This is a genomic window from Rufibacter roseus, assembly GCF_001647285.1.
GTDB classification, from domain to species: Bacteria; Bacteroidota; Bacteroidia; order Cytophagales; family Hymenobacteraceae; genus Nibribacter; species Nibribacter roseus.
The window spans coordinates 246356-266826 of the sequence record NZ_LRML01000005.1 but is presented as its reverse complement, the minus strand read 5'-3'; the positions used below and the strand labels follow the sequence as shown (position 1 = coordinate 266826).

At 48.2% G+C, this 20471-nt stretch carries 15 protein-coding genes; all 15 read right to left on the bottom strand.

The window, feature by feature from the left end; translation table 11 throughout:
* Nucleotides 1-292: 292 nt before the first annotated feature.
* Entirely contained in the window at nt 293-3283 is a 2991-nt protein-coding gene (locus tag A8O23_RS09570) for a T9SS type A sorting domain-containing protein (RefSeq protein ID WP_066620150.1), read from the bottom strand.
* Between the two features lie 550 nt (nt 3284-3833).
* Nucleotides 3834-5618, bottom strand: a complete 1785-nt coding sequence (locus tag A8O23_RS09565) for a hypothetical protein (RefSeq protein WP_066620148.1) — start codon at nt 5616-5618, stop codon at nt 3834-3836.
* Nucleotides 5619-5620: 2 nt separating this feature from the next.
* Nucleotides 5621-7846 (bottom strand): DUF4175 family protein, encoded by a 2226-nt coding sequence (locus tag A8O23_RS09560; protein ID WP_153042142.1) that lies wholly within the window; start codon nt 7844-7846, stop codon nt 5621-5623.
* 13 nt (nt 7847-7859) lie between these two features.
* A complete protein-coding gene (locus tag A8O23_RS09555; protein WP_066620144.1) occupies nt 7860-8474 on the bottom strand; it encodes a hypothetical protein in 615 nt (204 codons plus the stop codon).
* Nucleotides 8471-10060 (bottom strand): BatA domain-containing protein, encoded by a 1590-nt coding sequence (locus A8O23_RS09550; protein ID WP_161486713.1) that lies wholly within the window; start codon nt 10058-10060, stop codon nt 8471-8473. The genes A8O23_RS09555 and A8O23_RS09550 overlap by 4 nt, the downstream gene beginning before the upstream one ends.
* Before the next feature lie 72 nt (nt 10061-10132).
* Complete coding sequence (locus tag A8O23_RS09545; RefSeq protein ID WP_066620138.1) at nt 10133-10618, bottom strand: RNA methyltransferase; 486 nt, start codon at nt 10616-10618, stop codon at nt 10133-10135.
* Between the two features lie 441 nt (nt 10619-11059).
* A complete protein-coding gene (locus A8O23_RS09540; RefSeq protein ID WP_066620135.1) occupies nt 11060-11944 on the bottom strand; it encodes a DUF58 domain-containing protein in 885 nt (294 codons plus the stop codon).
* Nucleotides 11925-12245 (bottom strand): hypothetical protein, encoded by a 321-nt coding sequence (locus A8O23_RS09535; protein WP_066620134.1) that lies wholly within the window; start codon nt 12243-12245, stop codon nt 11925-11927. The genes A8O23_RS09540 and A8O23_RS09535 overlap by 20 nt, the downstream gene beginning before the upstream one ends.
* Nucleotides 12217-12591 (bottom strand): endonuclease domain-containing protein, encoded by a 375-nt coding sequence (locus tag A8O23_RS09530; protein ID WP_066620131.1) that lies wholly within the window; start codon nt 12589-12591, stop codon nt 12217-12219. Before A8O23_RS09530 ends, A8O23_RS09535 begins: the two co-directional genes overlap by 29 nt.
* Before the next feature lie 52 nt (nt 12592-12643).
* Entirely contained in the window at nt 12644-13639 is a 996-nt protein-coding gene (locus A8O23_RS09525) for an AAA family ATPase (protein ID WP_066620128.1), read from the bottom strand.
* 18 nt (nt 13640-13657) lie between these two features.
* On the bottom strand, nt 13658-15964 hold the full coding sequence (locus A8O23_RS09520) for a S41 family peptidase (protein ID WP_066620121.1): 2307 nt from the start codon (nt 15962-15964) through the stop codon (nt 13658-13660).
* A 46-nt stretch (nt 15965-16010) separates the two neighbouring features.
* Entirely contained in the window at nt 16011-16631 is a 621-nt protein-coding gene (locus A8O23_RS09515) for a DUF4159 domain-containing protein (RefSeq protein ID WP_066620120.1), read from the bottom strand.
* 225 nt (nt 16632-16856) lie between these two features.
* A complete protein-coding gene (locus tag A8O23_RS09510; RefSeq protein ID WP_066620118.1) occupies nt 16857-18173 on the bottom strand; it encodes a TldD/PmbA family protein in 1317 nt (438 codons plus the stop codon).
* 51 nt (nt 18174-18224) lie between these two features.
* Entirely contained in the window at nt 18225-18620 is a 396-nt protein-coding gene (locus tag A8O23_RS09505) for a four helix bundle protein (RefSeq protein WP_066620116.1), read from the bottom strand.
* A 91-nt stretch (nt 18621-18711) separates the two neighbouring features.
* Entirely contained in the window at nt 18712-20355 is a 1644-nt protein-coding gene (locus A8O23_RS09500; protein WP_066620114.1) for a TldD/PmbA family protein, read from the bottom strand.
* Between the last annotated feature and the right edge of the window lie 116 nt (nt 20356-20471).

Here is a 20471-nt window from a genome sequence, read left to right as displayed (position 1 = left end):
TTACCCATAAATGAAGAGCGCAGGAGCTTGTGGTGGCGTTCCTAACTTAAAAAGGTAGGTGCTGAAAGATTATTAATGTCAGCTCCTCTGCCTATATATGGCAGTTGGTATCATAGCCACTGTAGTCATTTATACATGAAAAGATGTTTAGACAATTATTTTTTAAGTAAATGCTTTGTTCCCTTTAAAGGTGTAGACAAAAAAGTATATTAGAGTCTATGAGGTTGACAACCCTTAAAATAAAAAAGCCCTGATCATGCCAGGGCTTTTTTATTTTAAGGGTTGGTAACCTCTAGTTGCCGATCACTATTTTATGGTTCATCACAGCTCCTGAGGTATGGTACTGCAACACATATACACCTTTAGGGAGATCTTGCACCGGAACTACGTGCTTAAATTCTCCTGCAGGTGCAGAGGCAGTCGTTTTATAGACAACTTGCCCTTTCAGGTTTGTTAATGTTAGTGTAATAGATTCTTTCTTCAGAAGCCTTACTTCAGTGAATAATTTATCCTGGGCAGGGTTAGGGTAAACTTTCAGTGTACTGGCTTGTAGTACATCAGCAGTACTTAAACAGGTACTCACCGTAATTTGCTGTGTAGCTGAAGCAGAGCATCCACTTTCATTAATATAAGTGAAGGTAATGTTATGAGTACCTACACCAGCTGTTGCGGGATTAAACTGCCCTTCAAACACGCCTTTGCCACTGTACGTACCGCCCGCCGGTGATCCGCCTTCAAGAGCAAAAGCACTGGCATCTTTGCAAACAGTAGCAAAAGGATTCAGGGTAGTAGTAGGAGAAGGGGAAACCGTTATCTCTATAGGCTCAGAAACAGATGAGCAGCCATTGGCCTGTGTCACCTTAACAGTATAAGTTCCGGCAGAGGACACCACAATTGAAGACTTAACAGATCCTGTGCTCCACTCATAGGCTGCTCCCTCTGAAGCTATTAAAGTAATCTTATCACCAGTACAAAGTGCAGTAGGTCCGGTTGCTGTTATAGTGGCCTCTGCTGGATTTACAGTAATGGTCACTTGTGCCGTGCTGGTACAGCCCGCTCTGGTTCTGCCCGTAACGGTGTAGGTGGTAGTAGTTTTTGGTGTAGCGACAGGAGTAGCACTTGTAGGATTGTCTAGCCCCGTAGCTGGCGACCACAAATAGGTGTCAGCGCCTGAGGCGGTGAGCGTTACTGGTGAGCCCGGGCAAACAGGTGAGTCGGTTGATGCTGTAGCCGTAACCGTAGGAATAGGGTTAACCGTTACCCGCACTGAGGCAGTGCTACTGCATAACCTGTCCTGACCTGTGACGGTTACAGTGTACGTAGTGGTGGCTGTTGGCGTGGCGATAGGATTAGCAATGTTAGGATCACTTAAACCTGTAGCGGGGCTCCAGCTATAAGAAATACCACCAGAGGCCTGCAGTTGGGTACTTTCGCCTTTGCAAATTGAAACAGCCGGTCCTGCATAGGCAGTTGGATTCACTGTTATTTCTACTACATCAGTAGAAACGCAACCATTGGCAGTCACTGTTAAGGTGTATTGCACTTTCATAGGAGTTAAATTATCTCCAGGATAAGTGAGCGTAGGGTTTGCAGCTCTAGGATTGTTTAAACCAATGGCAGGTGACCACTGATAAGAATAGCCAGCCACTGCAGGAGCTCCTAATACAGTAGGCTGATAGGCACAAACTACTTTGTCAGGGCCAGCATTCGCAACCGGATAAGGATTTACCCTTACCGTTACTGTTCTTGCCACACTGGGGCAACCAGCTGCAGAATATCCAATTACAGTATAAGTAGTCGTTTCGGTTGGGGAAGCAACTGGGGTAGCGCTAGTAGGATCATCTAAGCCAGTAGCAGGGCTCCACAGGTAGGTGGCGGCGCCAGAGGCAGTCAGTTGCACTGAGCTTCCTACGCAAATAGCCGGAGCAGTAGGCGTAATGTTTACTACTGGATTCGGATTTACATTAACAAATACAGTATCATTCCGGCTGCAGCCTTCAGCGTTAGTAACAGTGACAATATAACGGGTAGTAGCAGTTGGAAAAGCAACAGGGTTGGCAATGTTTGGGTCACTTAAGTTAGTAGTAGGTGCCCATTTATATAACACTCCCCCACTGGCGTTTAATTGGGTGCTTCCTCCTGCGCAAATAGCAGCATCTGGGCCGGCATTTGCTGGAACTGCTGGGTTCACCGTAATGGCTACTTCATCGGTTGAAACACAGCCGTTAGAGGTAACAGTTAGCTTGTAAACGGTAGTGATTGGTTCATCCGATGTATTCTGGATGTTTAGAATAGGGTTTCTGACAGTAGCACTAGATAAACCAGTAGCCGGCTCCCACAAATAAGTGCCTGATGATGTATTAGTGCCTCCCATTGATAAAGCCTGACCCGAGCAGAGGGTACGGTCAAAGCCAGCGTTGGCTACAGGTAAAGGTCTTACAGTAACAGTTATCGTCTTACTGCTAATACACCCCGCGGCAGAGGTTCCGGTAACGGTATAGGTGGTCGTGATGTCAGGCGAAGCAATTGGCGTGGCGCTTGTAGGATCATCTAGACCAGTGGCAGGGCTCCAAGAGTAAGAAACAGCACCACTTGCCTGCAACTGCACAGAGGAACCTTTGCAAATAGAAGCAGCTGTAGGAGTAAGCGTGATAACAGGTAGGGGACTTACTGTCACCACAACCTGATCTGTTCTGACACAGCCATTTTCATTTGTAACAGACACAGTATAAGTAGTAGTGGCAGACGGAGTGGCAACAGGATTAGAAATATTCGCATTGCTTAACGTGTTGCTAGGGCTCCAGGTGTACGACACACCACCAGTAGCCTGTAACTGAACCGACTGGCCAAGGCAAATAACAAGGTCAGGGCCTGCATTCGCCATGGCTGGTTTGATAGAAATTTCTTTGCTGCCGATAACTGAGCAGCCGTTCAAAACCATAGTGACGGTATATGTTCCGGCAGCATTGGCTAAGGCATTAGGAATGCTAACCACTCGACCAGAAGCAGAGAAGTTGTTTGGTCCCGCCCAGGTATAGGTAGCACCGGTAACATTGTTCGCGCTTAAAGATAAAGTGCCCCCTTCGCAGAGACCTTCATTATAAGTTATGACTGGGGCCGCAGGAGGAACAGCAATTCTGAAATCAGTGCCATTGTTTTCAACTACCATGTTTGGAGTGGCTCTTGAGGCAACTACTCTTATTCTATACCGTGTGCCGGCAGATTGTGAGGTAGGTATGCTTACTTGAGCTGAACCAGATGTGGTTCCTGCAACAGTTCCCAAAACTACGGGGTTAGAAAAACTACCACTACTGTTTGATAGCTGAATAGTAAAAACATTGTCACTAGCAAGGGTGAGGCTAGAGTAGTAAGAAACGGTCAAAGAACTACCCACACAGTATGTTGAACTGCTAAGTGGAAGTGTGCGAAGAGTATCAGTATCTGCGGCGAGAATTGTGCTTGCTTTTGCTTCACTGCTAGATAAAGCAGTTAGTAAGCAGCAGCAAAAAAACAGGAAGAGTAAATGGTTTCTCATAAAGCAGGGGTAGAAGTAGAAAATTCTTAATTAGTGGTTGTGGCAATGGTGAAATGCAAGATCGAATTTTGCCTCAAACTTACTCATAATTAGAAGGTTCTGGTTAAATTTTCGACCAATAGAATAAAATACACGCTGAATATGAAAATTAGAAGCTCATGTGGTTTTGCTTGTGTTTATTCCTGAAATTATTTCATTCAAATAGAAGATATAAATATAGTATTAGCTATTTGTTATACACTTGCTAAAGTTTTTAGAAGACTAGGTTTACTAGCTATAGCCGCTACTTAAAGAATTATTAAAGCTTTTCCTCCAGCCAAAGAAAAGCCAGAAAGAAGAGCAGCAGGAAGTAAACTGGCCATAAATTTATTGCCTCTTGTTTTACAATAGCTTCTTCATCTAAAGGGGAAGCATTATTGGTAGCTGAGGCTAAGAATCTAGCCTTCTTTTGCTGTATCTTTAGGAGAGGCCAGTTAGAAGGGGAAGAAGTATAGAAGGTACCAATTGAATCAGCCCTAGAATAAGCAATGTTCCAACCAGCTGGATTTGGCCAGTGTTGTTGAATGAGTTGCTTGGGTAAAGAAGAAGGATATGGTGCAGGTAGCGAGCTTGTGGTGGCTTGACCAACCAAAGAAACAGAGTCTACAGGCTTAGAAGAAAAAAAATATGCAGGCTCATGTACTTGAACAGGAGCCAGTGAGCCTGCCGTGAGAAATCGGAGTTTTGCAGCTGGTTTGGCAAGCGAACTCAAAATATCACTCCAGAACTGACGATATACATGTTCTTTACCGGCCAAAGCCAACGGAAAAGTCTCCGTCGCTAAGCTAATGCCCACCATGCCTAATCCTTTTCGGTACTGCGCCGCCACAACCCGGTTCTGCTGTTGATTCTCCCACACCAATACCTTATGTCCTTCTTTAGGTTGTATGGTGAAAGCCGGAACAGTCAATTCTGCGGTGCCTCCTGTACTGTTCTTCCATTGCAATGATCTGTTTCTGAGCTCCTTCTTTGAAAAACGGTCAAAACTAGCTTCGGCAAAGAAGGATATTGTTTTGGGATTGTTATCAGAAAAAGAAGTTAAAATACCTAAACCCTGTTCCCGAGCAGCATGTTGCAGAGCCTTGGTTTCATTAGTCGATAAGCTTTGTAAAGTAGAGGCGTCCAGCAGCACTAGATCAAATTTCTGTAACAGTTGATCTGAAAGCCTGTTAAGAGAACGTGAAGGTAAATTAATGCTTTCGGTCTGATAAATGCCTTTGCTGACTTGGTTCCGGACGGCTACCCCGTGTCCTTGGCGCGCCAGCTCGTTCTTTAGAAAGCGTGTTTCAAAGGATGGTGCCGAAGAAAGTAACAATACATTTAGCCGACGTGGAGGCAGCACGGAAACCGGAACTTCCTCCTGGAAAATAGAATCGTTTGCTTCTTTCCATTGCAGGTGATAAACATACTGGCCTACAGCCTTTGGCGTGAACTGAAGCGTGAATTCATGCTCCCCACGCTGCTGGAATTCAACTGAATCTCTGTTGACGCCGTTAGCATTTAAATACAGTTGAACGGGTTTATCTGCGCTATGGAAGCGCCCTTGCACCCGTAGTTCCTCACCTAAAGCTACTTCCTGCGGCCAACCTGCAGAAAGAACACCGGCTGGCAAAGCCGACAGATGTGGAATCATTCTCATCTGCTTAAGTGCCTGCAACTCCTCTAACTCAAGGCCATAGCCCAATACATGAAGTATTTTTACACTAGGTTGCTCCTGCTGAAAAGCAGAAAAATCTTTGATAGAGATTGCTTTTGGATGCTCTGCTTCAAAAGAGAAAACCTGAGGAGCCGGCGACTGATCTGCCAAAAGTGCTTTTAGAGTATCTGGGCTGAAGCCTTGGGTAAGCAGAACAGCTTCTGAGGCGCTATAGGTGCGATCTACTTTTGGCGGATGCACCAAAAAAACCAGGCAAGCCACTATTCCCCAACAGGTCAGCAACCGCCCCAGTAGCCAGCGGCGGTTGTCTCGGCGAACGGTCAGCCAGGTAAGCCACGCGTCTAATAGCAGCGCCAAAGTGAGCAAAAGGGGCAGCGGGAGGTTCAAAATCAGTTGATGCGGTTAAAATAGTCTTTGGCTAAAGTATTCTCAGTGCCCGATGCTGGCTGTTTTCGGGCTGTTTTTTCAGAAACAGGCAAAAAACGGTGAAAGGCCGCTTCTATGCGTGTAAGGCAGTCGGCGCAAAGATGTTTTTTATTTCTACGAATGGCCTCCACCACTTGCTTTAGGTCTTGCAACGCCCGAAGATACACCACTGGCTGCTCAACAGCTGCTTTGCCCAGCGTCTGTCCGGCCTGCTCCAGCAAAGCGGCATCAGCTTGAGTTGTTCTTTGCCCCTGCCTTAACTGCGCTACCCGCTGCATTGCCTGCCGAACTGCCGGATAACTGGTAATAGGCATCTCTTCCCGCCGAAGTGCAGGAGCATGCACTTTGCTTAAATCGCCGGTGAGGCGTTTTTCAGGTATTTTGAGGGGCGGCGGCTCAAAGCCGGTTTTCTTCACGTACACCCTCGATTTCTGCTGCACTTCCTTCAGGAGGCGCAGGGCCTTTAGTTCAAACGGCAGTGCCTCTTTAGGTTTACCGGTTCTGAGACGAAGCTCTGCTTCCCACATCTGCGCCAGCGCTCCTTTTAGCTGCGCTTTTATGGCGGGTTCAAAGAAAGTGGCTGCCTCTTCCTGATCGTGCTTGTGCAGGTACGGGTCCAGCAGGGCATTCATTCTGGCCTCATATTCACTCTGGCTGGGCAGCTGGTCCTGCGAATGATCGTGGCCATCATCAGCGTGATGTCCGGTTAGTTCCTCGGGTAAGCCTGCCGTGCCTAAGTTTGATTCAAACTCTTCGCCCAGAAACTTGCCGTATCGCAGCCTGAGCAACTTCTGGTCTACACCGATATTGTTGGAGCGCTCCATTAAATCGGCTTTCGATTGTTTTGGCTGTTCTTTTATCAGTTTTTCAGTGTCAATGATAATTTGGCGCTGGCTCCGGAAATATTCTGGGTTAGGGTTCACGCCCAACGATAAATCATCCATCAATTCCACCACGGTAGTGTCTTCCAGCTGCACAAAATAGGCTTCGGTGCGGGTGTAGCCGCGGTGATTGTCCCAGGCCTGTAGGTAGAAGTACAGCTCATCTCCGTAGGTCATGCCCAAAGCTTGTAGATCTAGCGTCTGGTTGAGCTGGAGCTGCTTCGGCTGACCAGTAAAGGAGAGCTTGAGCGGAATGCGCTGTTCCCGAAACTTCACGGCTTCGCCTTCGCCCTTGGCCACGGTAGCTACTAAATCTGCCGCTTTCAATCCGTAGTCATCTTGCAAAACCGCCTGCACCCGTACCCGCTGCGGCTCCCCGAACAATACTTCGGTGTACTGTTTAGGTGTTTGCACGCTAATGGCCGGTGCCTCATCTGGTATTACTTCTATAGAATAAAACTCCGAAGCTTGTCCGTTTAGTTTGATTTGATACAAGGCAGATTGGGTAGCTGTAATGGAGGCGGTGTAGGTGTTAACCTGCCCCTGTACAGGTTGTAGTTGAACCGCCTTCTGACCCGCCAATTCTAATTGAGGAGAGGTAACAGGTTGACTAGTTTGGATGGTCCAGGAAACCTTAGCCCCAGCCTCCACTTTAAACGAAGGAGTAGTTACAGCATAGCGGGCTTTACGAGTGTACTGCGGCGGCGAAATGCGCAGGTGCATTTGTTCTATGGCAGGCAAGACTGCCTTGGGAGCAGCTACAGGTTTATTTACATCAGAAGAAACGGTTGAAATAGTTGAGGCAGAGTTGGACTCTGCCAATCCGAAGTCAGGCAGAGTCCAAAGAATTGCCGCTAAACCAACACCAGCGGCAAAGACAGTCCAGCCACTCAAGAAAGAAACTGCGGCGGCTTCTGGTATAGATATTTGACCAAGTTGTTCTTCAGTTCGCTGTTTCTGGAGCTTTGCCAGCAGGGACAATTCTTCTTCAGGCTGCAGCAACAGCTCCGCACTTTCTTCTAAGCTTGGGTATTTACGGTTTAGGTGACGGGCTACGGCGGTTTGTGTGGTTCTTTTCTGAAGTTGCTGCCACCGCCACAGTTGCAAACCTGCCAGCAATACGCAAATGGTGAAAGCCAATACCTGACCCACAGCGCCACCCCAGCCTCGGAAGGCGAATACCGCCAATGGAAGCAAAAGCCCTAATGCCTGCAGCACGTATAGCCATGCCTTCCGACGGAGGTACAGCGTGCGTGCCTGTGCGAGTGGCGAGGCTGTGGGGGCGTTATGTGTGGTGGGATTAAGCAAGGTAAATGGCGCTTTACAATGTGCGTTTTAGTTTCTTAAAATGATTATTAATCAGCAAAAGAATACTTATAAGCAGAACCAAACCCGCCGCTGAACAGGTTAATAGACTTACTGATTTAGCAGAAGCGATCCTCTCCTCTTCATCGTGGACTAATTGTTTTATAATTCGATACTCTTCCTGCCACTCCTGTTTTTTGGTTGCCAAGGTGACACTGTCTAGTTTGATATTGATCCGCGGAGGAAAATTAATGAAGGTAGTTATGTTTCTGGATAAGCCACATTCAGAAAAATCAATTGTATCATTGTTTTCATGCTTTGAAGGGGAGTAAATTATCCATGACCCTTTAGAATGTGGAAAACCGGAGCAACTTGTTCTTAGTTTGCCATAGATAGTATCATTCTTTACTTGACCTTTAATAACTTCTAAGACTTTAAGAGAATAATTTTCTCCTGAATTCTTTGTAGCCTTATTAAATATTGGCTCACCAATAATAATCAAATCATGAAAGTAGAAGTATTCCTCTACTAATGCAGGAGACCAAGGTTTAAACGAACACATACACGCCTGTGCCTCTGTTAGTATGCCAAAACCAAGGAGCGTTAGCAGAAATAAAATGCGTTTTTTCATGGCTGTCTAGCTTGTTTAAAACTCTGCCCCGCCAACCATCTCTCTAACGCTAAAAGCAACGCCGCCAACGCCACTAACCAAAGTTTCAAATCGATCACTTCCTCTACTGTTTTTGGGCTGTTTTTAGAAAAAGAGGCAGGAAACAGCTGGGGTTGTTGTAGTTGAGGGGGAAGCGTGCGGGTGTCAAATTTAGTCAACCAAGCTTCATTGGCGGGAAAGAGCAGTTGGTAAAGCAGTTCAGGAAAATGACCACTGTCGGGCAAGTCATTCCAACTGGGGTGAAAGCGGCTGAAGAACTGGTATTGCGTATGATTTTGCGTTAGGGTTTGGGTGAGCATCGGGTTTCCGTAACCGTCTTGCCAGAGCACTTTAGCAGTAGCTTCTTTTTCTCCGGAGCTAGTTCTTTTGTGAAGCGGCACCTGCTGGACAATGCCAGGTATTTGCAGCCAACTGTTCAATTGATGTGCTTTCGTGCTAGTACGGGCGTCTTGCAACGTTTTTAGCCTCTTTTCCGGAAAACGGGCCAAAAACGGAGCCAGTGGTTCATCAGTGAGCCAAAAAATCCAGTCAGGGGCGGCGTTGGGTAAAGGTGCGGAGGAGGAAGAGACTGTTAATGTGTGAGAGATGCCTTTATGCTCAAGCGCAGTCTGCAGGGCTGCTCTTATATATTTTACGTCTTGCTGCCTTGCCTTGTCGTGCCTTATGATGACCTGTAGAGGGAGCTTCTGAATTTCTATTTTATTTTTAGTGCTCTCTACCAGAGCGAGTGAATCTGCGGAGGAATGAGAAATGAACCGCACAGTAGGAAAGCCTGAAGCTGATAGCGCCTCGTTAGCCTTCGTTTTCGTGAACCTATGTTCTATGAACTCAACTCTGTTGGCTTCGCTCCTGCCAAACTTTACAAGTAATTGGCCAGAAGTAGTGTAAAAAGCCTCTTGCAGCCACACCGCTGTCTGCGGAGAACTCACAGGTACCCAGTTGAAATTGTCATGCATGACTGGGTACTCACCTTGATGATGACGCAACAAATCTGTGGAGAAAACAGTGGCATGGGCGTGTGGAGGTAAACTTCGGCTCAAGACCCGCAGCATAGCCCAAGCATTTACGCTGTCTGCCTTTACAGAATCAGTTTGGTATTTTGAAAGAGATTCTTCAGCTGTAAAAGATAACTCCGGAAAGCCAGGCTGAAGTAGATGCACTTGCCAACCTCTGGTGACCAGTGAATCTACATGCGAAACAATTTGTGCGGCATAAGCAGGAAGTAAAAGAGCCGGGTGTAGATACACATTCCGCTCAGGTAGTACCGAAACTTGCCTTTTCCACTGGGGTTCTGCCAATATCAGCGCCAACAGGGCCACCAAAAGGGAACGCAACAGCAGCAACCAAAGGTTGGTGAGCTGCAATCTGCTAAGACGCTGGCTTTTGGAAGGCTGCAGCCATTTAATGCTTCCCACCTCCACCACCTTCGGTGGCCTCTTGTTCCATAGATGGATAGCAACAGGCACTGCCACTCCGGCCAACGCCCATAACAAAACCGGATGCAGAAACTGAAACAATGCGTTTAGAAAGACAAGGAGGTAAGACACAAGACGCTGGCCAAGCGGCGCCCAAAGCTTCAAGTTACGGGTAGCGCTCGGAATTTCCTACAGGTGTCGCTGTTACGCCGTTGGCAAATCAGGAGTTGGTGCGGCCGATAGCGGCAATTGCTGCTTCAGATAACGGTCATACAGCATAATGGAGCCCGCAGAGGCCACATTCAAAGATGTATCACCAGGCAACTGCACCAGGTGGTGGCATTTGGCCCGCACCGCGTTGGTGAGGCCGTGGTCTTCGGCGCCCAGCAAATACACACAACGCTCCGGGTGCCTAAACTGCTCTACCGGAACGGAGCGGGCATCCATCTCAATACCCACGACTTGGCAGCTGTAGGGCAGATGCCGGTAAAAGTCCTCGAAATCAGCGTAATGGAACAGCGGAATCTGCTGCCAGCTTTTTTGGGTGTCGGTAGATTGTTTCTTGTACCGCTTGCCAATGGTAAAGATAAAGCTAGCCCCCAGAATAGACGCCGACCGCCACAATGTGCCCATGTTGGTTTCGTTCTTCGGCTCAAAAATACCTATCCCGAAGTAGCCGCCTTTTGTCATTGAGTGAAGGAGAGATGGAGTGAATGTGTGAATGATGCAAAGATAGGAGCAGGATTTAAAGAATGTATTTAATTTACAAGATTAGATAACGTGTCTTGTTTTTGGCCTGTTTTTGAGAAATTAAGCCAAAAACGGAGCTAGCTCAACTAACCATGGCATGATAAAAGTCAGCCGCCCGCTCAAAAGACCTGCGAGTGTCTGTGCCAACAGCCGCTCCTGAGGGTAACTGGGGATGCACTAATGCCAATCAGGAGATTGGCTTTCCGACCATACGTAGAGCGCTGCCGCTAACTCTACGCATAACTCCTTGGTAAGTCACGGAAGTAACTTCCGCGCCACAGATATCTACCCCGGTACAAGGTTACCCACCCCTGCCCCACCGAGGCGGGGAATTAGCCTAAATTTTTTTGCCCGTTCCAGCTCAAGACACAGAACTTGCACTTATTGTCTTGCTCTATTCAGCAGAAACGCCCGCAGGGCTTTATCAAGCGGTTCATGCAGGTGAAATCGCTCATAATGGATTTGCTTTTTGCGTGTCTCGGTCTCAATACCTTTAAGCCACAACTGTAGCGAGGCCAGATAACTTTTACGTTGTTCATCTGCTAGCACCTGTACCGTTTGACCTGTCTCTAAATCCTGAAACGAAAGCTGCCCTTGGTAGGTGAAATCCAGCTCGTTTTTGCCCATGAGATGAAACAGCAGCGTGTCTTTCTCCCTCGCCCCAAGCTTGCGCAGCGTATCTGATATCTCAGAAGATTGCTCGTACATATCGGTCACCAGCACGGTTATCTCCTTTTGCCGTCTTTTCTGAAAAACAGGCGATAAACGATCGGATGCTGGAAATTGACCTCCAGCTTTTATCTTGTCTAATAGGTGGAAAAATTGCTGAAGGTGCTGGGTGGAATTTTGCGGCGACAGCTGTACCAATTGCTCTTCCTGAAGCACAAACAGCCCCACAGTATCTCCCTGCTGCACGGCCAGATAAGCCAATGCCGCCACTAAAAAACGAGCGTAGTCTAATTTTGTCAGGGTCTCGTCTTGGTGCGCCATAGAGCCGCTGGCATCTAACACAAATCTTACGGCTACGCTGCTGTCCACCTCAGATTCTCTAATGTAGTATCGGTCTGAGCGCGCAAACATTTTCCAGTCCAACTGCCGGAGATCATCGCCGGGTTGGTAGCTGCGGTACTGGCTGAACTCAATGCCTGCTCCCGGCCTGATGCTCTGGTTCTGCCCCAGCAAAAAACCATCTACCACGGCCTTGGCCACCAGGCGCAGGTCTTTAATGGCGGCGAATGTCTGTGGGTTAAGCAGTCGGTGGGGCATGAGGTAGTTTGTTGTTAAATAGATAGTCTGTTATTATTTTGTCAGGAGCTTTTTCGTCCCCCTTTGAAGGGGGTAGGGGGATGATTACTCGTGCTGAGTTACTCATGCTGGACATAGCATTTCCGAGGAAATCATTTAAACATCGTTTAGTTATAGCTACTACTTCTTCAAATGTCCTCATCATCCCCCTACCCCCTTCAAAGGGGGACGAAATACCTTCAAAAAATCGCTGAGGTAAGATGAGCTCCAGATTTTGACGAAGAAGCTCCTGTTTATGAATGGGTATTCTTCCGTTCTTCAATGAAAGCTTCTATCGTTCGCTGCACATTGGGTAAATCATTCATTGCTTCCTCGTCTGTGAATCTAAGCGTTGTATAGCCTAATTCCGCCAAAGCTTTGTCTCTTTTAGCGTCTTCTTCTGTTTTGAACTGGTGAGAATATCCATCTACTTCTATAATCAGCTTTAGCTCTTTACATAAAAAGTCTGCGATGTAATTGCCAATCGGGCGCTGCCGGAGGAAAGGTACTCCCATTTGCCTTTTGCTCAGCAACTCACACCACAACCTGACTTCTGCCTTGGTAGAATCTGCTCTGTTGGCCTTTGCGAAGGGCTTCAGTTTTTTGTTGTAGTGTTGATTCGATGGCATAAAGTAAATAAGCTGTTTCTAGTTCTTTTTACGCATCTACAAACCATTAACTCTACCGCAGTACCTCCCGCGGCAACTCCACTCCCTTCAGAAGCTCTTCCACCACTTTATCTGTACTGATATTATCAGCCTCGGCAGTGAAATTCAATAACACACGGTGGCGCAACACAGGATAAGCCATTGCCTGTAAATCTGGAAAGGTCACGGCGAAGCGGCCTTGCAGCAGGGCGCGGGCTTTGGCGGTGAGAATGAGTGCCTGCCCGGCTCTTGGGCCTGCTCCCCAACGCACAAAGGCCTGTACGAACGGAATGCTGCTCTCTTCAGGACGGGTGACTCTAATCAGTTTAGCGGAGTAGGCTACTAAGTCATCTGAAATTGTTACCTCACGCACCAGGTTCTGCAAGGCAAGAACATCTGCTCCTGAAAGTACAGGTCGTACTGCTTCACCTCGGTTGCCGGTAGTATTTTTTAATACTGAAATTTCCTCCAGCTCAGTTGGATACTTTATTTTGATGTAGAGCAGGAAACGATCTAACTGCGCCTCAGGCAGAGGATAGGTGCCGCTCTGCTCAATTGGGTTTTGGGTGGCTAGAAGGAAAAACGGGCGCGGCAATGGGTACGTTTTCCCGGCGTACGTTACCTCAAACTCCTGCATGGCCTCCAGCATTGCTGCCTGGGTTTTGGGCGGAGTCCGGTTGATCTCATCTGCTAGCACAATACTGGCGAAGATGGGCCCCTCATTGAACTGGAAAAAGCGCTTACCGGTGGTGTGGTCTTCCTCCAGCACTTCGGTGCCGAGAATGTCGGTGGGCATGAGGTCTGGGGTGAACTGAATGCGGCGGAAGGGCAATTCTACGGCACTAGCCAAGGTGCGCACCAAAAGCGTCTTCGCCAAACCAGGTACGCCTTCCAGCAGTCCGTGGCCGCCTGCCAGGAGAGTAATCAATACTTCGTCCAGTACTTCCTGCTGGCCAACAATAACTTTATGGATTTCCTGCCGAAGGGCAGGGAGTTTATTTAACAGGTGAGTTACCTCTTTTTCAGTCATTATAAATTAACGGTGTTATTAAAACGTCTGGGCTATTTCCAGTGCCTTCTCCAGAAACTCGTCACGACCCTCGCGTACGCCTTTTATAGTTTTCTCTACCAGTACATCCGGAATGATGCCTACGCCATGGTGCTGCGAACCGTCATGTTTGAGCACTTTCATGCCCGTCCAGGAGATGGAGTAACCGCCAGGGAGGGAAAAGGGATTAACATTTCCGTTGGTGCCCGCGGTAGGTTGGCCTATAACGGTGGCCAGATTGTAGTGATCAATCATGCCCATGTAGCTTTCTGCGTAACTTATGGCGCTGCCGTCGGTTAAGAAAATTATCTTAGCGGTTAAATGCGGAGTTTTGGGTTTGATGAGCCAGCTATGCTTCTTGTAACCTACTAAATTTTCCTGATCCGGATAAATGTACTGGGGTACCTGCATCCATTGGCTGGAGGTGTCGCGGCTGGTGAGTAAATAGGAGATCAGTTCATGATTGCCTTTAGGGTAACCTCTGAGATCGCAAATAATGATTTTGCTTTTCTGTAGCTGCGGCATTGCTTTGTCTATAGCTGCCATCGGGGCGGCATCAAGGTTTATGTACATGATGCCATCGGCAATGGTCTTGATGGTGTCTGGCTTGGGTAAAGCGCTGAAAGCTTGAGATCTGGAAAGGGTTCGCTTCACGTTGGCCTGAACAGAAGAATTGTCAGCTTTCAGCACCGTTAAAGAGAACTCAGAATCTTTTTCTCCTAAGAGGGAAGCGCTTTGGGCTCTATAGTTCCTCCAACCGGGTGTGGCCGCCGATATGTACCGATGCACCTCAGCGAAATAATCCTCTGGACTTTCTCCGTTTATCTGGGTTACTATGTCGCCTTTGGCAAAGGGCAGTGACGGAGCCAGGACGCCGGTAATGACCAATTTGTTCTCCACCCACTCCCACAGAAACGGAGGTTGGTAATTTGCTTTATTAGCTGGTTGACCTACTCCTACGTGTCCGTCTTGTAGCTTAGCCGTTAATAGTTGCAAAGTCTGTTGAAAGTCTACGGCAGTTTTGTCTGAATAGGCTTTCGTTAAGGCATCATGTAGTTCTTGCTGCCAGTTGGTTTTGGCTATATCAAAATAAGGGTAAAAGTGCTGGAAGATATTCCAGGCAATAGTAACGTCACCGAGTCTGGTGTACAGGTTGCTCCCGTTTAAATCTGAAAACGGTATAGCTTTTAGCTTGTTTTGAAGTGCTGTGAAAGCAGTCTGGTCAGCAGCCGGATATGTTTGTTCTTCTGTTCCATACAAAGCCAAGGGAACGACTACTTTCAAGCCTCCGCCAATAGACTTTTGGACGTATTCGCCAATCTGGGGGTGCGTAGGAAACAAGAGCTGGGGCTTGTGCTCTTTGCCTGAAGAAGCTGTCTGACTTTTAATGTGCAGCCACTTGTTATCTTTTTCCTGATGGACGGTGTAAGAGTAATTCGACTTTCCGGACGAGGAGTTTTTACTAATGCCGGCTGCAAAAGAGGCAGGAGCTTTGCCATTTTTATCTTGGGTGAATTGCTCTACGAATATTTCTTTCCAGGTGCCGTTGTCATTAATCTGCAGGCTAAAATCATCTAAAGACATCTGGCCAAAGCCAATGAGCATCGCGCCGACATTAATTTTTTCGGCCCCAGCGTCTATTTTTCCTTTGATCTCATAATAGGCCCACGTGCCTGAAGTAACAGGTCGGTCTCCCATGTTGTCAAAGAAGCCCATGGTTTTGTCGGCTTTGTCTATCCGGGCCCACAGATGCCCTGACCCGCTAGCTTGGCCATCTAGTTTGATTCTGCCTTTTAGAATAAAGTCTTTGCCTTGATAACCAGTTGCATCAAACTGCTTCACAACAGAGCCAAACCCCGCCGATGCCTCTTTGTAGATAACAGGTCGGTTCGTGCGGGTACTTCTATAGGGGCTTCTTTTATCTCCAAAACCAAGCCCTTGGTGTTGCCAGGCCACAGTTTTGAATTTTTTAGAATTGGCTGGAATAAGTTGCTGCTTACTGAAGTTATTTTCCTCTGCCTCAAGAAGGACTTTTACAGTGGGGGCAATAGGTTGAAATAAGGATGTGAGGGTGGCTTGCAGTTCTTGTGGGGTACGGCTGCTTTCTACTTTTTGGGTACCGTAAATGGCAAACCGATCCCAATCTACCGCTGCCGCTTCATCGCTTGGGTGGAAGTACCGCACGTAGCCGTACAGTTTGGCAAAAGCGGCTACATTTTCAACTTTGCTGTTTTGCTGCTGTCCGTAAGACGGGGCAATTACTGCTGCAAGAGCTATGAGAATGAGTATGATTTTGAGTGATTTCATAGATATAGATGCCTTTCATTAAATAGAATATTAAGTATCTTATATGTTAACTCGTAAGCGCGTACATTAGTATGTTCACCCCAAACTTCGTGTTGTCCTCGGCGAGCCAGCGCTTGTTCCGGAAATCATAGTCCCACTCGCAGCCGTAGTCTTTGTTGCTGTAGAGCACGGCAATGCGGCCGTTTACCTCATAGGCTTTGAGGTAGTCGTGCACCAGATCATCGCCCCAGCCATTCAATTCAAACGACGTAGTAGGCGGGCCCTCTTCAAACTTAAAAAAGGAGCGGTACAATTGGTGGTTATTGGGGAGTTTCTTCAGAGCTTTCGGGCCGAAGCACACCCGCATCTGCTCTTCAAACGACCGCGCGAAGAGGCCGTCAATGTCATGATTGCAGTCGTCTACAAACACGAAGCCACCGTTCTGCACATACCGCTCAAAGTTGGCTTTCTCCTTGGCATTGAACTGCACCAGTTTGTGGCCACTGAGGTAACAGAATGGGTATCTAAATAACTCAGGGCTTTCTAAGCTTACCACTTTCTCCTGCTCTACCACGGGCACGGTGGTGTACTCTACCAGCGAATGCAGCAGGTTAGAAGGCATGCGCTGGTCGGTGTCCCAGTTGCCGGAGCGGTATTGCAAGCGTACGAAGGTAAACGGTGCGGGCATGAAAAAAAGCTCCTACATTACTTATTTGTCATCTTGGAAAGATCTTGTGGGCAAGCTGTAAAGAAGCTTAAGTAAACGCTTTCTCAGTTCTTCCTCAAGGTCTTTCAGGATGATAGAAAGGGAGTAATAAAAGGCAATTTACCTTTGTTTTCGGCCTCATTTTCCAAAAAAAGACCTAAAACAATAAAGCCCCTCTCCAATAATGGAGAGGGGTTGGGGTGAGGCTTATACAGCGTCAGACAGGCTGGTAAAGGTAAAGTCTCTTATCTTCATAGGCGGCACCAGATTGCCGTTTACGCGCTGTGGTTTGCCCAAGGCTTCCAAGTTATTGAGCATAATGACTGGGCTCTCGTTAAAGCGGAAGTTCTTCACGGGGTGCTTAATCTTGCCGTTCTCAATGTAGAAGGTTCCGTCGCGGGTGAGGCCGGTGTAGAGCAGGGTTTGCGGATCCACGGCTCTGATGTACCACAAGCGAGTGACCAGTATGCCTTTTTTGGTGCCTTTGATGAGGTCATCAAGGCTCTGGTTGCCGCCCGCCATGATGAAGCCCCCTGGCGAGGGTAATCCTTTCACTCCTTTTTTCTCAGCCCAGAAGCGGGAGTACGGCATATTTTTGATCACGCCTTTGTCAATCCAGGTTACTTTCTCGTGCGGACGGCCATCTCCGGCCCAGGTTGAGGTTGGGATCTCTGGGTTGGTTGGGTCAGAGGTAATGATGATGCGCTCGTCAAACATTTTCTCGCCTAACTTGGTCTTGCCACCTGGTTTACTCAGGAAGCTCCGGCCCTCCTCTGCATTACGGGCATCCATGCTGCGGAACATGTTCTGCAGTAAGTCTACTGCAGCGGTAGGTTCCAGAATGACGGTGTACTTGCCGGGCTCAATGGCTTTGGCGTTTCTGGAACCCAATGCTTTTTGCGCCGCAATTTCAGAGGCAGTGCCAGTGTCTAATCGGGTCACATCGCTCACATCGCGGGTTACGTAGCCAGAGCCGGTACCGTCTTCGGTACGCATAGTCACCGAGAAATCTACCCCAGAACTTTGGTTGTAGGCGAATAAGCCTTTGGAGTTCATTTTGGCGTTGAACCCGCTGCGGTCTTCCCAGAAACCAGCGGCCGTCAGTTTCTTGCTGTCAGCGAGCTGCATGCTTTTGGCGGCTGCCTCGGCCCGGTATTCGGGGTTGATGTCATGCGTAGTTTTAAACCAGGCGTTGCTGGGCAGGTAATTCTGCGGCCCCAGCATGGGCACGTACTCCGGACTTTCCGGGGCAATGCGCGCCACTTCCTCTGAGCGTCTGATTACTTTCTCCAGCGAGGCATCATCAAATTCATTGATGGTGGCCACACCGCTGCGTTTGCCAAACCGCGACTCCACGGCCAGCGACATGTTTTCTTCTTCACCGCTGGTAGAGACGGTGCTGCGTGCGTAGCGGATGTTTCCGCCCTTATAACCGCTGAGGTTCACCTCACACTCATCGGCTTTTGAATAGCTTAGCGCCTTTTTCAGCAGCGCCTGCGCTTGTTCTTTACTTAGTATTGCCATTGTTGGGATACGTCTGATGTTGATTGAAACTGCAAGTTTTTAGTTCTGAGTCTAGAGTTCTGAGTCCTGAGTGGGTGGTATTTGGCCTTTCTTTTCGTTCTTTTTTGAAGTGAGGATAATGCTCTTCAGGATTTTTATGAGTTCCTGACATTCTTCATGCACACTCTCAAAAGAAGTAACTGAGATCATTTCAGAGTCTTTCAAAAGTCTGAGCCAGTAGCTTGTTTCCCGGGCTTCCTTTAGTGCAATAGTCAGTTTATTTCTAAAATCTGCACTTGAGGGACTACCTAAGGCTTCCTCTACATTTGCTCCTATAGACGTACCACTGCGCAATACTTGCTTTGTGAGCACATAAAATTCCCGCTGTTCTTTCTGCAGATGCTTATATAATATAATCATCCGCAGAGCAAAACTGTAAGACTTAGAAGCAATGATACTCTCCGCCATAACAAACCAGATTTACTATTTTCAAACTCAGGACTCAAGACTCAGAACTCAGGACTAACGGCGTCAATGTGATCAATACAGGTAGAAAATCTTAGATTTTTCTACCTGTATTGATCACATTGACGCCGTTAAAGCGCGTATGCGCCGAACCGTGCGAAACGGCGCTTACTTGGCTGGGTTGGCCTTTGCCGTCGAAGAACGAGCCGAAGAGGCGGTAGTCGCTTTCGTCGCAGATGGCGGCGCAGGAGTTCCAGAATTCTTGGGTGTTGCTTTGGTAGGCCACGTCTTCCAGAGGCCCCACAATTTTACCGCCTTTGATCTCGTAGAACGTCTGGCCCCCGAACTGGAAGTTGTAGCGCTGCTGGTCAATGGAGTAGGAGCCGCGGCCGGCAATGTAAATGCCTTTGTCCACGCCGCTGATCATTTGGTCTACGTTCAGCTTCTCTTTGCCCGGCGCCAATGACACGTTTGGCATCCGCTGGAACTGCACTGAGCTCCAGTTATCGGCGTATGAGCAGCCGTGCGATTCTTTCTCGTTAATGATGTGGGCTTGGTCGCGAGTGGCTTGGTAGTTCACCAGCATTCCGTCTTTAATTAGATCCCACTTCTTTGTTTTTACGCCTTCATCGTCAAAACCTACTGCTCCTAAAGATCCCTCTTGGGTTTTATCAGCGAAGATGTTCACGATCTTACTGCCGTACGGGAAGTTCTTGGTCTGCCATTTATCCAGCGTAGCGAAGCTAGTGCCGGCGTAGTTGGCTTCGTAGCCCAATACACGGTCAAGTTCGAGCGGGTGACCCACACTTTCGTGAATGGTGAGGCCCAGGTGGTTCGGGTCCAGCACCAGATCGTATTTACCTGCCAGTACTGATTTAGCCGTGAGCTTCTCACGGGCCTGTTTGGCCGCTAAGCTGGCATCGGCTACCATGTTAAAATACTTGTCATAGCCCACTAAGCCAGTGCCTTCAGGGCCTTTCATGGTAGGGGCTTTTACGGTAAGGTATTCGTAGCCCATTCCCATTGGTGCGCTCAGGGCATCGCGGGTTTTGAACTTGCCAGAGGCTTTGTCAACGGCGGTTACTGTAAAGTTTGGCCAGATGCGGTGAATGTCCTGGTCAATGTAGGAGCCTTCGGTTGAAGCAAAATATTTCTGCTCGTTTACCTGGAACAGCGCCGAGTTCACAAAGTTGGCACCGGCGGCCAAGGCGGCAGCGTTGGCTGCTAATAGCAAATCGGCTTTCTCAGAAACCGGTACGGCAAAGGCATTCTGCTTGATGGGTGTTTTCCAGCTTTCTTCGCCGTAGCCTTTCACTGGGGCCAGTTGTACCGGCTCTTTCTGCAACTTGGAATTTGCTTTGGCAATGGCTACGGCTTGTTCGGCGGCCTTGGCGATGCCTTTGTCGCTTACATCAGAAGTGGCGGCAAAGCCCCAGGTGCCGTTCGCAATTACACGCACGCCCACACCGTAGCTCTCAGTTGTACTGATGCCCTGCACCTGCTTCTCGCGGGTGAACAGGTTCTGCGACAGATAACGTCCAATGCGCACATCGGCGTAAGAGGCACCTTTGCTTTTGGCGGTGTTAAGTGCCACATCAGCCAAGCGTTTGTGCAAGGCCGTATTTACCGGCTCCAAGGCGCGGGCCGGATCAATCTCATGACCGAACGTAGGCACGTTGGCGAGCATCAGCCCTCCTACGCCCATGGCGGTCAATCCTATAAAGTCACGTCTCTTCAATGGTTTGGTTTGTTTAGTGGTTGGGTAAGAAGCAAATTATTTTGCCACCTTAAGTTTACTAATAATGGGGCTGGAAAGCAAAAAATGAATGGGCGCGAGCCTAGCAGAATCTCCAA